This is a genomic window from Candidatus Zixiibacteriota bacterium (assembly GCA_014728145.1).
Lineage (GTDB): Bacteria > Zixibacteria > MSB-5A5 > JAABVY01 > JAABVY01 > WJMC01.
Window position 1 is genome coordinate 1 of the sequence record WJMC01000158.1, and the last position, 13,387, is coordinate 13,387.

Sequence of the window (13,387 nt, forward strand, 5' to 3'; positions counted from 1 at the left end):
ACCCAGGACGACCTGGCAGATATAATCGTCAAGATCGCAAACGCAGTCTACAAGCAGAAAGAAGAAGTGCTCGGTTCCGAGACGATGCGACAGGTTGAGCGGATGGCTTTCTTGTCGACAATTACCGAGATGTGGAAAGATCATCTCTATGAAATGGATCAATTGCGCACCGGTATCGGCATGCGCTCCTATGCCCAGCGCGACCCGCTGGTGGAATACAAAAAAGAGGCTTACCGGATGTTCGCGGAGCTTCTGGAGGATATCGACAAACAGGCGGTACGGTTCTGCTTTTTGATGCAACCGGCCGACCAGGGCGAAATCAGCCGTCGCCGAAAAGAAGAACTTGCAGCCCAGAAAGCCCAGCACAAGAAAAAAGAATCACTCGGGTTCCGGGCTCCCCAGGGCGCTGTGCAGGCCGAGGGCAAGCAAGTCGAGGATGACACTCCTGAACAGGGCAAGCCGAAACCATTCAAGCGCAGAGGAAAAAAGATCGGCAGAAATGATCCCTGTCCCTGCGGTTCGGGTAAAAAATACAAGAAATGCTGTGGCAGGAATGTCTGATTTAGAGGGTGCTATATTTACGATACTGATTTAGTGCTCATGATTGTGGTGATCTTCTTCATGAGTATCTGATTCCGTTTTTGCTTTTCCGCTGGATTCTGCCTGCAAATTTTTGATGGTTTTTTCGGTCCAGTTATAAATGGTTTCTTTGTCTTTATCGCTGGGTTTGCTGTCTGGATGCATAATTGTATATATCTTCAGGGGCATCTCATCTTCTTCGATAACCTCATTGATTTCCTCAGCCAGATGGATTTTGTCTGATGCCGGATAATTTTTCCAATCCGAAAAGTTAAGGTGTTCTCTACCCTCGTGGACATCGGAAGCGACCAGCCATGAAAACGGGGCTACATAGCTGTAGAGTGGCCACTCTGTATGGTTGGAATGGCAGTCGTAGCATTTCGCTTTGAATATCACGATAGCCGAATCATGACCGGTGATTTCAGCCTTCGTTTCCGGATTACTCCGGTCAACCGGGAAAAACTGTATTACAATTAAAGCCGTAACCAGTCCGAGGATGATAAATTTAAACAGCATTTTCATTCTTAACCGGCCTTGCGAAACTTGCGATAGCACCCGATCGCGATTGCGCCAAATCCGAGCATGGCAGTCATGACCTCGAGCACCGTTCCTATGTATGGGATCATGTATAATCCCGTCAGTACGATTAACCCCAGTAACAGCGCTCGTCCGGGAGAACATTCAGATTTTCCTGTGATACGGGTGATGATCAGTCGTCCGGTAAAAATCGCTACCAGTATCATAGACAGGTAAAAAGCCACCGCGATTGCGATCAAAACGATCAGAAGCGGGGGGACCAGTACAAAAACAGCTTTGTAGAATAGCGCAAACATGAAAGTAGTCAAAAACAGAATAGTGTACAGGATCGTGCCCAGAGAACTGATGAATCCGATCCCGAGTGCCTGCCCGAAGCGGAAGGCCATGATCTCGACAATAAACTTGACGATATTTTTGCATCCGAAGACGATGATCAAGCCGGTCAGAAAGGCGGCTACAGCCAGTATTATCCGCCAGTTGAAAGGAATATCTACAAGACCGCGTCCTTTCGAGATACGGGTGTGTTCAACCTCACCGCTTAAAACCTGGGCACCTTCTTCGATCCGGGCGGTATATGGTGATTTGTAGTGCAGTTTTCCGGATATCCGACAACTCGGTAACAGGATTAGTTGTTTATGAGCGGTTACTTCGGCATCTCCGGTAATCTCGCCACCCAGTGTGACGACATCCCCGAAAGCTTTCAGGTTGCCGTCGATATCTCCTCCTACTATGATCTCTGAGCCGTACAGGTCGGCATCTTTGCCTACAAAACAGTCATTCAGAAGCTCGATTTTCGACCCCAGCCCCATAAAATCACTGGCTGGGAACGAGGCTACTGCGAGGTTGCGACCGATACGGGCATCGGTTGAAATCTGGTTACCGTAGATTCTGACCGATTGTATTATCCTGCCCCCGATAAAAACCTGTGCCCCGATTGAATTTATATTGCCGTTGACCAGGCGGGCGTTGATATTGATCTTCTCCGAGGAAAGAATCAGGTCGCCGGAGATCTCGTTTAATTTGGCCGAGATTTCGAAACGGTCGGCGATAATCAAATCGTCATAGATCTTGTCCGGGAGGGTGTCGATAGCCTCGCTGGAGACAGATATCGAAGCGTGCGCGGGGTTTGTCAGTATAATTAACGCGAGCACCGTCCATATCAGAAACCGTACCCCATAATTACCTACACAACTGGCGAGTTGATCTTTTTTTCTTGAAATAGACTGCATTCCAATTAATATATTGAAGACGGGAGAGTTAGCAACTAAAAATGAACGTACTGCTGATACTTGCCATCGCGCTGGGCGTGTTTTTATTCGGGATCGGGTTTTATTCCCGGCATATCGCCCGCCTGCTTGGTTCCGATGACAAGCGCAGTACACCCGCGGTCGAGAAAAACGACGGCCGTGATTATGTGCCTACCCGGACCCATGTGCTCTTCGCCCATCACTTCGCCACCATAGCAGGAGCGGGGCCGATTATCGGCCCGGTCATGGGATTCGCTTACGGGCTGGTACCGAGTCTTATCTGGATTCTGATCGGCGCGGTTTTTATCGGGGCCGTGCATGATTACACCGCCGTGTTCGCCTCGGTTCGCGAGGGTGGCAGGTCGATGGCGCAGATTGCCGGACGGACCCTGGGCAAAACCGGGTTTGTGCTGTTTATCGTGTTTACACTGGTGATGATCATTTTGGTGACTTCCGCGTTTCTGGGCGCGGCGGCGACGTCTTTGACCTCCAAGTGGCCACTCGAGAAATTGACATTGCCGGCTGATCAGACGCTCCTCAAGACAGTTAGCGAGGATGGTGTCGTCAAGGGTGTGATCGGTGGAATAGCTTCCACCTCGGTTATCGTTATCACCGCCTTCGCCCCGCTATTGGGCTTTTTGATCTACCGTCGTCGCTTGAAGACGCTTTATGCTTACCTGCTCGCGTTTGTGCTGTGTATAGTTTCGATCTATATCGGATTTAAATTTCCTATTGCCCTCGATCCCAAACTGTGGATGTTGATAATTTCAGTCTACACCTTCTTCGCGGCAGGAATACCGGTCTGGATAATCCTGCAACCGCGCGATTTTTCCAACGTTCAGATTCTCTATGGCGGGATGTTGATACTTGTTCTGGCGCTTTTGATGGGTGGAGCCGGTGGCCTTTCAGTTTCCGCGCCGGCGGTCGATCTCGAGACCGGTTCGCGTGCTTTGGGGCTTTTGTGGCCGATGATGTTTATCGTTATCGCCTGTGGAGCCATCTCCGGCTTTCATGCCCTGGCCGGCGGAGGGACCACCTCCAAGCAGGTCAAATCTGAAAGGGACTGCCGCAGAATCGGTTATTTCGGTATGATCCTGGAGGGGTTTCTGGCGGTTCTGGTGCTTGTTACGCTGGCATCGGCCTTAAGTCATGCCGATTACCTGGCTACTGTCTGGCCCGCGGGAGGAGGAGGCAATCCAATCCTGGCTTTTGCCCTGGGTGTCGGCAATCTGGTCAATAATGCCTTTCCGTTTGTCTCGGTAGCGCTCGGTTCTGTTTTTGGAATCCTGATGATTGAGGGGTTTATAGTGACCACGCTCGATTCCGCGGTCAGGCTCAACCGCTACCTGTTCGAGGAACTCTGGAATATCCTGTTTTCAGGGAAAGTGCCGGAATTTATGAAAAAATACTGGTTCAATTCCGGGCTGGCGGTAGCGCTGATGTTTATGATGGGGTATTCCAATGCTTTCGCCGCGTTGTGGAAGATTTTTGGCAGTGCCAATCAGCTCCTGGCTTCCCTGACTCTTCTGGCTGTGACGGTCTGGCTCTACCTGCGTGGAAAAAAAGTGATCTATACTCTCATTCCAGCAGTTTTCATGATTACCACCACATTGGCATCACTGGTCTATCTTTTAGTGAATAACTATATACCGCAAAACAACTTGATATTGATCGTGACTGATTTGGTCTTGCTCCTTCTGGCATTGGCGGTAGCAGTTTTGATGATCAGGACCGCGATCTTTCTGCATAGACGAAAAAGACATGACCCCGTCTCATAACTTTCCCCGTTTAAACCGGCCTGATGTTTATGAATCAACCTGAAATGAGGTCGGTTCAGCGGACTCCACATATTTTTCCCCGCTAATTTTTCGGAAAATAATTGCTCGCTTCAGTTTGGAACAGTGCTCTTTTTTCAAAACTTAAGCTGTTTCAAACGAAAAATTTAGCCCGGACTGCCGATAATAACAGAAAAATAGCACATTTATTTTGGTCTTGTCGGATGTTGAATAAAAAAGGCTCGTTTAGAACACTTTTCCCTCGTGAGGAGTATCTTTTTATAGTGACCCGCCTGATTGCGGTTGTGGTCATGATCCCGTGGGTGCTCTTTAATCCCTACCCCGACATGATCAACACCAATGCTATATTGTTGATACTTCTGGCAATAGCGATCCATCTTTCGATTTTCACCACCCGGCCGCGCTGGCTCAAGCTGACCCAGCAGGACCTCTACAAGATCACTTTCGGATTCGATATTGCCATAGTATCGTTGTTAGTTCATTATACCGGGGGGTTGTACAGCAATTTCTATCTGTTGTATTACCTGGTGATCGGTTTTTCCGCTTACAACCTTGGCCTGCAGGGGGGGGTAACCGTAGCGTTTGCCTGCAGTTCTCTGTACTTACTGATGAATTATTACCAGATCAGCGAGCAGATCGTACTCGATTTGACACTCCGGCTGGTAATCGCGTGGGTCTACGCTTTCGCGATCGGTGTCTTTTCCAAGCATATCAAGCATTCCTCGAATAAGCTTTTGAATCTTTTAGACATCCTCAACGAGCGTACTACGGAGCTGGAAAGAACGCAGATTCAGCTCGAGACGATCTATGAAACCTCGCGTTCCCTGGGCGAAATCCATAACCTGAGCGAAGTATTTGTCGAGATCAACAATATCGCTGACCGGATTCTGGGATATCCGATGAGCAGTATTCTGCTCTTATCGGAAAACCGTGGATATCTCGAGCTTATCGCCACGGTGGAAAGCGGAGTGAAGAAGATCTTCAAGAATCCGCAGAAACGGGAGCTTTCCGGGCTTTACGCGCGTGTGATCGACAGCGGACGGACCGAACGGGTGGCCGATCTCTCCGGAAGCGATAATCATGTCGCCATTATGGAGAGGACGAAAAGCGCGATGATCGTGCCGATGATCGCCCGCAGTAAGATAATCGGTATTCTATCGGCTGAATCCTCGAAAGTGGCGGCCTTCAACGACCGCGATGAAAAGCTCTACTCGATTTTGGCGGCCTCGGCCGGAATGGCGATCGATAACGCGCGCATGCACAAGCATATATCGGACCTGACGGTTATCGACGACCTGACCGGTATATTCAATTATCGCTATTTCGTTCAGAAGCTGGAAGAGGAAAAACGGCGCGCCACCCGCTACAATCTGCCACTCTCTTTGGTAATGCTGGACCTGGACTGGTTCAAAAAGACCAATGACAGCTACGGCCATGAAATCGGCAATATCGTTTTAAAGGAGATCGTGCAGGTCGTCAAGGGCTGTATCCGTGACACCGATACTTTTTGTCGCTATGGTGGCGAGGAATTTATTATAATACTGCCGTTGACCTCCGCCGATGAGGCGCAGGTTCTGGCCGAACGGATTCGGTCACAGGTAGAAAAGCATGACTTCGGAGTGGCCACCGGAGTGCCCGGGCTGAAAATCACGGTTTCTCTGGGTACCACGTCTTATCCGGAAAACGGCCTCTCGCCGGTCGAGCTGGTACAGACTGTCGACACAGCTCTCTACCGGGCCAAGGGCTCCGGCAAGAACATGGTCTGCAGTGTATAGACCTGACAACAGGACGTTGACATAAAATAGGATTTTGCAATTGAGAATCGGAGAGATGTTCATCTTCGGGCTGGAGATGGACAACTATGACTTTTTGTTAAAGACCGCTAAAAGTTATGGACTGGGCGGTGTCATAATTTTCCCTCGCAATCTCGCCTCACTTGAAGAGTTCAATGCTCAGATCGATACGCTCGAGGATCAATCCGGTACCCCGCTGATTGTTGCAGTCGATCAAGAGGGCGGTGAAGTCAACCGGCTCGAGGGAGAAATCCCGAGTTTTCCTTCCATGAGCCATTTCAGCCGAAATCAGGATAAACATGGACTTCGGCAGTTTGCTCGCACAACCGCAAAGCATCTCAAAAAACTCGGGATCAATACTAATTTCGCACCGGTCTGCGATGTCCTCACAAATCCCGCAAATAAACTTATGGCGTCGCGCAGTTTCGGTTCAAATCCTGAGCTTGTCGCCGATTACGCCTGTCTCTTGATCGAGGAATTTAGTTCGCTCGGAATAGTCACATCTGCCAAACATTTCCCGGGACTCGGCTCGGCTTCTCTCGATCCGCATATCTGCACCGCGACATCGGGGATAAGCCGAAATGAATTCGAGCGCATACACTGGCTTCCATTTGCGAGAGCTGTCGAGGCAGATGTTCCCATGGTAATGACTACTCATGTTGTGGCCACAGAACTTGATAGCGGAAGTATGGCCACTTTTTCATCGGCCGTAGTGCGTGACTGCCTTCGCACCCGGCTCGGTTTTGAAGGCGTGGTTATCACCGATGATCTCTGTATGGGCGCTGTGGCCGGCGATTTCAACCCCGGAGAACGTGCGTTGAAAGCGCTCGCTGCCGGGCATGACATGGTTATGTACTGCCACAATCCGGAAGATCAGAAAAATGCTTTTTCTGAAGTCATCAATTCATTAGATACAGGTCGGATCGATCAAACCCGAACTTCGGAAAGCCTTAAGAGAATAGCCCGCCTCAAAGGGAGGTTGTGAAGGTGACCTCGTTGTCCATGCTGTTAAAGAAAAAGCACCTGAGCGTCCTCGGGCTGATGTCCGGTACATCACTGGACGGTCTCGATCTGGCGTTGTGCCGGATCAGAAAACAGGGCAATGGTTATAAGCTGTGCACCACAAAAACCCGTTCGCTCGACTATCCCATCTCCCTGCGCCAGAAAATACTCAAACAGGCCTCGGATTTGAGCCTGCGTAAATCTGAGTTGATGAGTTTGAACAATGAACTGGTCGATTTTTACCTTCGCGGGATAACTCGTTTTACAGACGACAATCCGCGTCTCAAGCCGGATTTGATCGGGTCTCACGGGCAAACGATCTACCATGCCGACCGGCGACTGGCAAAAGTCTCCGACCGAACAACCGGGTCATGGCAGATCGTCGACGGGTCGATGCTGTCGGCGCGTACTGGTATTCCTGTGGTCTCTGATTTTCGCGTCAATGATGTCGCACTGGGAGGTTCCGGTGCGCCTTTGATGCCGGTATGTCATTATCACATGTTTTCTAAATCAAAAGCCAACCTGGCGGTTCTCAATATCGGCGGGATCAGCAACCTGACCTGGTTACCCAGAGGCGGAAGGCCAAAGGATATTCAATCCTCTGATTGCGGGCCGGGCAATATGCTGGTCGATGCCCTGATGAACCGCCTGTACAACAGGAAATTTGATGAGGATGGAAAGGTCGCATTGAGCGGAACTGTATCCGGCAGGTTGCTGGCATGGTTCAAATGTCATGGCTGGTATAAAAGTGCTTTTCCCAAATCGCTGGGACGGGAGCAATTCGAAGACTTCATGGTACAGAAACTGATCAGCGCAGGAGAAAACCTGATGCTCAAACCGGCCGATATTATAGCTACAACCACCCAGTTTACAATAGAAGCTGTCATGCGCTATATCAAATGTGTCGGCAGTCCTGAAATACTTGCAGTCTGTGGTGGGGGTGCGCACAACCTGTTTATGATCAATTCTCTGGTTGAAAATCTGCCTGAATGTGATGTCGTATCAAGTGATGATGTTAATATCGATCCGGACTTTGTAGAAGCAGCCGGGTTCGCGTTGCTGGCGGTCATGTTTTTACACAATCGCCCGGCCGGTCTTCCGCAGGTAACCGGTGCAAAACGAGCCACTGTGCTGGGGAAACTGTCACTGCCATGATCAAGTCGATTAGCCATCTGATTCTGGTATCTATATTGGTCATCTGTGGATGTTCGCGGCTGGATTACATCGAACGACAGACCGGACGCGAGCAGGTCTCACTGCCACGTATCCGTGTACGGATCCTGCATGACAGTCAGTTTTCGCTCAGGTGCCAGGGCAGTTACAAACTGCGCTGTGTCACTTCCGAACTCGCACCCCGTGGATATTACTCCGTGGCAGAGTTGAGGTTTCGCCTCGGTCAGTCCGGGATTGTTTTATCCGACAATGGTTTCGTTTTAGACAGCAACTTGACAGTGATTTACGCCGCTCCCAAACATCAGGGTAACCATCTGTTAATAAACGGCAAACCGTTTAGGGGAGTGCTCGAGGTTAGGCGCGATGATGACAAACTGGAATTAATCAATGTGCTCAACCTCGAGGATTATCTCAAGGGTGTACTTCCACCTGAAATAGGCCGGCTCGAATCCAACGCGCTGGAGGCACTCAAGGCTCAGGCAGTTGCCTCGCGGACTTATGCCTATTCGCGTCTGTTGTCCAACCGGAACAGGCGTTACGATCTGGTCAATAGTATCATGGACCAGGTCTACCGTGGCATCGCGGGCGAATACTCTCTGGCTAACCGGGCAATCGAAAAGACCGCCGGTATGATCCTGACCTGCGGAAAAAAGCCGATTACAGCTTACTACCACTCGACCTGCGGGGGATACACCGAGGATGTCGCGCATGTCTGGGATAAACAGGGCTCGCACTATCTGAAGGGCGTGGAAGACCTCGGGTATTGCAGCTGGTCCAAGTATTATAACTGGCATATGAGCTGGCAACCGGAAGAACTGGCCGAATATCTGCGTCAATACCTGCTCAAGGAAAGGGAATTTACGGCCGATTCATTAATCATAGAGGATATTATAATCAAGGAAAGATTTTCCTCGGGGAGAATCAACTACCTGGAGGTTAAAACCGACAAAGGCGATTTTCTGTTTTTCAAAGATCAGATCCGCTGGGCGTTTCGAAGACCCGGGAGTCCCGAACTGATTTTGCCTTCATCGAACTTCGACCTGCGTCTGTGGCGTGATCACGATGGCAAACTGGTCGAGATAACAGCAGAGGGCGGAGGCTACGGTCATGGTGTCGGGATGTGCCAGTGCGGAGCTATCGGGCGAGCCAGGTCCGGACAGACATATCGCGAAATCCTGAATCATTATTATACGGATGTGAATATCAGTAAAATCTATTAAATATATGAATAAGACATCTACAAAAATTATTGTAGCGCTGGGCCTTTTGATGCTGTTCGGAATGTCATCAGCAGTCCAGGCTGAACTCTCGCTGGACAAGCGTTTATCCTTCAGTTTCGCAGGTGGAGGGCGTCAGCCGGTCTGGAACGGGACTTCCCAGATCTGGGCCATATCCTCTGCTTATGCTTTCTCTCTGGGCTATGGTCTGACAGAGGAGACGATGTTATTTCTGGACTGGGAACGCTCCAAGGTCTATGATGATACGGCCTCAGGGAAAATCGTTAAACTGGGCAAGGAAAACGCTTCCCAGTACTGGAAGAACAACACCTGGCGACTCAGGATGAAGTACTATATGCTGGGCAACAGCAGTTTCGTTCCGTACCTGAGCGGAGCGGTCGGTCTGGCATTCTGGTCGGTGCATGACTATTCAAGCGGTGATATCCTGCGGGTGCCGGATGCCGACGGTGAGATAGTGGATTACGAAGCGACCGAGTTTCTTATCTCCACCGGGGTGGGCTATGAGTGGTTTTTGAGCGACCACCTGTCATTCAATCTCGATTTTCATCTTAATTACCTGACCCTTTACGGTACCCATCTCTCGGATACCGCCAACGATGTCCGTTCGCGCGGATATTTCGACCTGAAAGCTGGTTTTTCATTCTATTTCGATTTTTCGAAAAGCAGACGTCATTTCGATCATGATCTCCTTTCACCCTCCCATAATGTTGAGGATTATGATATGACCGACAGCGACCTCGATGGTATCCCCGATTACCTCGATTTCTGTCCCGAATCACCACCGGAAGCGATCGGCTATACCGACGATACCGGCTGTCCGCTCGATTCCGATGAGGACGGCCTCCCGGATTATCTCGATAGATGTCCTTTTGTCTACTATAAATCTGAAGGCGAGCATGATGGTTGTCCGCCTGACAGCGATGGCGACGGTGTTGTCGATGCCGAAGATGCCTGTCCGGATAATCCGCAAGGTTATGTGGTCGATGAGTGGGGGTGCCCGATCAAAAGCGAGATCTTTGCCCGCAGAACGCTCCAGGTCCGTTTTTCCGAATCGGGAGAATATATCGATTTCGTGAGCAGGCGTTACCTCGATAGCCTGGCTTTAGCCCTCAAGCAGTTTCCCGAAGTCAGCTGTGAAATCCGTGGATACACCGAGAACCTCGATGATCTCGAGTACAGCCGAAACCTGTCACTGCAGGAAGCTGAAAAAGTCCGCGATTACCTTGTCCGCAGGCGCGTGACCCGCGACCGGATCAAGATCTATGGTGTCGGCGCGGAGAAGTTTATCGCCACCAACTCCACCCGCGAAGGACGCGAAAGCAACCATCGCATCGAGATAGTCTTCGATTATTAAGTCATCTATATCGCAGTTGATTCACTTAATGCTGTCTTATTCGTAGCGGAGAGAATCGATGGGATCGAGCATGGAAGCTTTATAGGCCGGGTAGAATCCAAAGATAACCCCCACGAACGCAGAGAAGCAGAAAGCCAGCACGATCGAATCAGCCGAGATCAGGGTGTTCCATTGGAAATAGGTCGAAAGCACAGCGGATGCTCCGGTACCCAGTCCGATTCCGATCAGTCCACCTAAAATCGAAAGCGCGAACGACTCGATCAAAAACTGCAGGCGAATATCCCGTTTGCGCGCCCCGACCGCCATCCTGAGGCCGATCTCACGGGTTCTTTCGGTGACCGACACGAGCATAATATTCATAATGCCGATACCGCCCACGATCAGGGATACTCCCGCTATCGATCCCAGAAGCCATTTGAATGTGTCGGTTACATTCTGCGAGGTCTGGATGAAGTCGACCTGGTTGTAAATACGAAAATCGTTTTCATCGTCACCGCTCAGCCGGTGATTGCGCCTCAAAGTCTTTTCGATTTCGAGCGAAACCGGGGTCATCAAGTCCATGTCGGCCACCTTGACAGTGATACCCTCGATATAGTCGATCCCGAACAGTCGCTTTTGCGCTGTCTCGAGTGGAATTAAAACTGCTTCATCGGGTGAGGACCATCCCGGACCTTTTTCCTTGAGAATTCCGATTACCTCGAAGTTGATCCCGCGGATTTTGATTTCGGAACCGAGTATGCCGTAGGTTTCCTCGCCGAAAAGAATATTTTTCACCTCGGCTCCGATTACGGCCACCCGTGCGCGCCGGGCGTTTTCAGATCTGGTAAAATACCTGCCCTTAGAAAGAGGCGCATTACGTGCCCATTCATATTCAGGAGTAGTGCCGTAGATGCGGGCATTGGCCACTTCATTGCCGAATTTCAATGATGTAAAGCTGTTGATTTCCGGGATTACAGCCGCCACACCGGGAATATTTGATATGTCCCTGGCATCTTCCATGTACAGCCTGACCCTCTGACCGGATGCTCTGGCGCCGTGGCCACGGGCGAATCCGGGCCGGATGGTCAGCAGGTTGGTGCCGTATTTCTGGATCTCCTCTTTTGTCGCTTTTTCGGCACCGCGCCCCATTGCCAAAACGGTGATGACCGAGGATACGCCGATGATTATGCCCAGCATGGTCAGAAACGACCTGACCTTGTGGCCTTGCAGGGATCCCAATGCTACTTTAAAAGACTCACCTAAATGCATAAATTAAAGATAACCTGTACAGCCTGCATGTCAATCGCCATTATCAGTATTATAGCCCGTCAACTGATTTTGGTTGCGGGCTCAGGTGAAATACGTATATATTTAGACGATTATGACTGAAAAAAATCACAACCAAAATAATAAATCTTTTTTCGCCGAGTTCTGGCTGTTTTTACGGACCAACAAGAAGTTCTGGCTTATCCCGGTTATCGTCCTGATTCTGCTTCTGGTCGTGTTTATCCTGCTGACCGAAAGTTCGGCCGTGGCTCCGTTTATATATAATATCTTTTAGTCCCATGGTAGATTCTTATTCAAAATCGATTTCGGCTCCGAAAAAAGTTTTGTTCGTCCTCTTGACGATCTTTATCCTGCTTGTCATCGTGGAAACGTTTTTGCGGATCGCCGGGATCGAGGGACGCCGGGAGTCACCTTTTTTCCTGCTTCTGCGGGTTCATGAATACCCGGAATATTTCCGCCGGCACCCGACTCTCTTCTGGGAATTCGTCCCGAATAAGACCATCTCCGGTGATTTTATCGCTAAAGGGGAATATCATATCAACTCCCACGGTTTCCGGGGTGAGGAGTTTGATGCCGACAAACCGAAAGATCAGGTCAGGATATGCTGTATCGGCAATTCATGCACATTTGGATGGGAGATACCCACAGGCGGTACCTATTCGGAACGGCTGGAAGATCATCTCAGGTCCTCCTATCTCGATAAAAATATCGAAGTCATTAACTGCGGAGTTCCCGGCTACACTTCTCATCAGGGTTTGATACTCCTGAAGGAGAAGATCCTCGACTACGATCCGGACATCATCACGCTTTCGTTCGGCTGGAACGATATGTGGGGCGCGGGTCGCGGACTCTCCGATCGGGAGATCAAGGTCCTTTCGCCTTTTGTGATCTGGCTTCAGAACAACCTCGCCAAACTGGCCACTTACCGCCTGGTTAAATACCTGATTCTCGAGGTTACCGAAAAAGAGGGCCTGAGCGGTTTCGACGTGGAGAATCCGACTTATCGTGTAACCCTCAATGAGTACCGCCAGAACCTGATGGAAATCCGTAAAATTGCGCTCGAAAACGGTATTACACCAGTCTTTCTGACATCGCCGGCACCGCAGTCGTCGGTCTACCTTGGGGAGGGGCGCCGTACACAGCTGGAACGCATCTTTATGATCCACGAGGAGTACAACAAAGTGATCCGCGATCTTCAGCAGGAAAATCAATTTCTTATGGTTCCACTGGCGACATTTTTCCAGAACCAGGCGGGATTCTTTGATCCAGAGCTTAAAGACTATATCCACTACAACGAACGCGGTCATGTCTATGTAGCCGAGCTTATCGCCCGTTATATCAAACGCTACAACCTGATCGAAAAAACAAATAATCAGTAGGATAACAGTAACTCAAATCTCCA

11 protein-coding genes are annotated in these 13,387 nt (G+C 50.0%); 9 read left to right on the forward strand and 2 right to left on the reverse strand.

Annotated features, from left to right (window positions below):
* A partial coding sequence (gene secA / locus GF404_09375) for a preprotein translocase subunit SecA (GenBank protein MBD3382394.1) occupies nucleotides 1-561 on the forward strand: 561 nt, incomplete at its 5' end.
* A 30-nt stretch (nucleotides 562-591) separates the two neighbouring features.
* Here secA and GF404_09380 read toward each other — a convergent pair.
* Nucleotides 592-1,260, reverse strand: coding sequence for a hypothetical protein (locus GF404_09380; protein MBD3382395.1), 669 nt, complete (start codon nucleotides 1,258-1,260; stop codon nucleotides 592-594).
* Nucleotides 1,261-2,386: 1,126 nt separating this feature from the next.
* On the opposite strand from GF404_09380, the gene GF404_09385 reads away from it, so the two are divergent.
* From GF404_09385 to GF404_09410, 6 genes are all read left to right on the forward strand, one after another.
* A complete protein-coding gene (locus tag GF404_09385) occupies nucleotides 2,387-4,141 on the forward strand; it encodes a carbon starvation protein A (protein ID MBD3382396.1) in 1,755 nt (584 codons plus the stop codon).
* Between the two features lie 221 nt (nucleotides 4,142-4,362).
* On the forward strand, nucleotides 4,363-5,934 hold the full coding sequence (locus GF404_09390; protein MBD3382397.1) for a diguanylate cyclase: 1,572 nt from the start codon (nucleotides 4,363-4,365) through the stop codon (nucleotides 5,932-5,934).
* Nucleotides 5,935-5,974: 40 nt separating this feature from the next.
* Nucleotides 5,975-6,937, forward strand: a complete 963-nt coding sequence (locus GF404_09395; GenBank protein MBD3382398.1) for a hypothetical protein — start codon at nucleotides 5,975-5,977, stop codon at nucleotides 6,935-6,937.
* 2 nt (nucleotides 6,938-6,939) lie between these two features.
* Complete coding sequence (locus tag GF404_09400; GenBank protein ID MBD3382399.1) at nucleotides 6,940-8,109, forward strand: hypothetical protein; 1,170 nt, start codon at nucleotides 6,940-6,942, stop codon at nucleotides 8,107-8,109.
* Complete coding sequence (locus GF404_09405) at nucleotides 8,106-9,347, forward strand: SpoIID/LytB domain-containing protein (GenBank protein ID MBD3382400.1); 1,242 nt, start codon at nucleotides 8,106-8,108, stop codon at nucleotides 9,345-9,347. Before GF404_09400 ends, GF404_09405 begins: the two co-directional genes overlap by 4 nt.
* A gap of 4 nt (nucleotides 9,348-9,351) precedes the next feature.
* Complete coding sequence (locus GF404_09410; protein ID MBD3382401.1) at nucleotides 9,352-10,719, forward strand: OmpA family protein; 1,368 nt, start codon at nucleotides 9,352-9,354, stop codon at nucleotides 10,717-10,719.
* A gap of 36 nt (nucleotides 10,720-10,755) precedes the next feature.
* On the opposite strand, the gene GF404_09415 is transcribed toward GF404_09410, so the two are convergent.
* Nucleotides 10,756-11,967, reverse strand: a complete 1,212-nt coding sequence (locus tag GF404_09415; GenBank protein ID MBD3382402.1) for an FtsX-like permease family protein — start codon at nucleotides 11,965-11,967, stop codon at nucleotides 10,756-10,758.
* A 112-nt stretch (nucleotides 11,968-12,079) separates the two neighbouring features.
* Here GF404_09415 and GF404_09420 point away from each other — a divergent pair, with 112 nt between their 5' ends.
* Nucleotides 12,080-12,259, forward strand: a complete 180-nt coding sequence (locus tag GF404_09420) for a hypothetical protein (protein ID MBD3382403.1) — start codon at nucleotides 12,080-12,082, stop codon at nucleotides 12,257-12,259.
* 4 nt (nucleotides 12,260-12,263) lie between these two features.
* Complete coding sequence (locus tag GF404_09425; GenBank protein ID MBD3382404.1) at nucleotides 12,264-13,364, forward strand: hypothetical protein; 1,101 nt, start codon at nucleotides 12,264-12,266, stop codon at nucleotides 13,362-13,364.
* Nucleotides 13,365-13,387: the final 23 nt, after the last annotated feature.

Excerpts from the sequence above, each read along its gene's own strand:
- GF404_09425 (MBD3382404.1), top strand. The coding sequence starts at position 12,264 with ATGGTAGATTCTTATTCAAAATCGATTTCGGCTCCGAAAAAAGTTTTG.
- GF404_09415 (MBD3382402.1), bottom strand. The coding sequence starts at position 11,967 with ATGCATTTAGGTGAGTCTTTTAAAGTAGCATTGGGATCCCTGCAAGGC.
- GF404_09390 (MBD3382397.1), top strand. The coding sequence starts at position 4,363 with ATGTTGAATAAAAAAGGCTCGTTTAGAACACTTTTCCCTCGTGAGGAG.
- GF404_09420 (MBD3382403.1), top strand. The coding sequence starts at position 12,080 with ATGACTGAAAAAAATCACAACCAAAATAATAAATCTTTTTTCGCCGAG.
- GF404_09410 (MBD3382401.1), top strand. The coding sequence starts at position 9,352 with ATGAATAAGACATCTACAAAAATTATTGTAGCGCTGGGCCTTTTGATG.
- GF404_09385 (MBD3382396.1), top strand. The coding sequence starts at position 2,387 with ATGAACGTACTGCTGATACTTGCCATCGCGCTGGGCGTGTTTTTATTC.
- GF404_09405 (MBD3382400.1), top strand. The coding sequence starts at position 8,106 with ATGATCAAGTCGATTAGCCATCTGATTCTGGTATCTATATTGGTCATC.
- GF404_09380 (MBD3382395.1), bottom strand. The coding sequence starts at position 1,260 with ATGTTCTCCCGGACGAGCGCTGTTACTGGGGTTAATCGTACTGACGGG.